1 protein-coding gene is annotated in these 289 nt (G+C 49.1%); it reads right to left on the bottom strand.

Annotation, left to right across the window (positions count from 1 at the left end):
* Positions 1-41: 41 nt before the first annotated feature.
* On the bottom strand, positions 42-289 hold a 248-nt coding region (locus H3R29_RS09135; RefSeq protein WP_198214722.1), incomplete at its 5' end, for a hypothetical protein.

Genomic DNA, 289 nt, shown 5'->3' with positions numbered 1-289 from the left:
ATGAAGCTGATACCAAAGTAGTAAAAGGAACCCAGGTAAAGTCAACTGATCAAGATATCACGATCACGGTTAAATATACCAAGATTCCAGATAATAATGGCTCCAACGGTAGCAGCAACGGCTCCAACGGTAGCAGCAACGGCTCTAATGGTAGTAGCGATGGCTCCAACGGTAGTAGCAACGGCTCTAATGGTAGCAGCAACGGCTCCAATGGTAGCAGCAACGGGTCTAATGGTAGCAGCAACGGCTCCAACGGTAGCAGCAACGGGTCTAATGGTAGCAGCAACGG

It is taken from the genome of Lactobacillus sp. M0393 (assembly GCF_016102025.1).
Taxonomy (GTDB): domain Bacteria; phylum Bacillota; class Bacilli; order Lactobacillales; family Lactobacillaceae; genus Lactobacillus; species Lactobacillus melliventris.
Note: the sequence above shows the minus strand (reverse complement) of the source record. Positions and strands in the feature narration are given on the sequence as shown.